Annotated in this window: 1 protein-coding gene; it reads left to right on the forward strand. The window is 40.3% G+C overall.

Going from position 1 to position 1074, the window contains the following annotated elements; genetic code table 11:
- Positions 1 to 270 precede the first annotated feature (270 nt).
- On the forward strand, positions 271 to 1074 hold an 804-nt coding region (locus tag I4U58_RS13905), incomplete at its 3' end, for a transposase (RefSeq protein WP_195931916.1).

A 1074-nucleotide genomic window follows, 5' to 3' on the forward strand; every position in this document is an offset into this window, starting at 1 on the left:
AGAACGTACATCTACCCCTCTTTCTCTGAGAACAAGGATAGTTTCAAGATAGTTCTCGCCCGATTCGTGAATGTCTGGCATTAAAGTACCGCCTTTCAGTTTGGTTGATTCTGTCGGTTAGTCACCGCTTATTCGTTGTTATTATAGCATTAAATTAAGTGGCTGTCAAGCCACAGTGGCGGTACGCCACTGTTCAGTCTGTCGAAAAAGTCAAGCAGAAATGCTTGGCTTTTTCATTGATATGTGGTATAATAAATATGGTGATGAAAGGTGCTGAAAACAGGAAAACAAGAAAGACATCAGATAGAATTTGTATGTATGGACGAGCTGATACCGGAAGACCATCTGCTCAGAAAAATAGATAGCGTGATAGACTTCACAAAAATCTATGAAATAGTTTCGGATTTATACTGCGAAAACAACGGAAGACCGAGTATAGACCCCATAGTGTTGTTCAAAATGGTATTGATACAGCATATCTATGGGATACCTTCTCTGCGTAAAACAGCTGATGAAATAAAGGTAAACGTGGCATACCGTTGGTTTTTAGGCTATCTGCTGAACGAGCAGACACCACACTTCTCAACAATCAGCTACAATTTCAAAAACAGATTTACTGCTGAAACAATAGAAAAGGTATTCTATTGGATATTGAACGAAATCGAGCAGGCAGGCTATCTTACACCCGAAACAGTATTCGTTGACGGAACACATATCAAGGCAAATGCCAATATGAAAAAAGCGGTTAAGAAAGCTGTTCCGAAGGCGGCTAAAATATACGAAGAAAAGCTGATGGAAGAAATCAATGAAGACCGTGAAGAACACGGCAAGAAACCGTTTGATGACACCAAACCGCCGAAAGAAAGAATCGTTAATGAATCGACCACCGACCCAGAATGCGGAGTATTCCACAAGGGCGAACACAAAAAATGCTTTGCATATACAGCACAGACCGCTTGCGACAAGAAAGGATATATTCTTGATGTGACAGTCAATCCAGGAAATGTACATGATAGTGTAGCTTTTGACGGGCTATATGCAAGACTTACAGAACATTATCCTGAAATACAGAAT

This window comes from Clostridium sp. 1001270J_160509_D11 (assembly GCF_015667935.1).
Taxonomy (GTDB): Bacteria; Bacillota; Clostridia; order Peptostreptococcales; family Peptostreptococcaceae; genus Intestinibacter.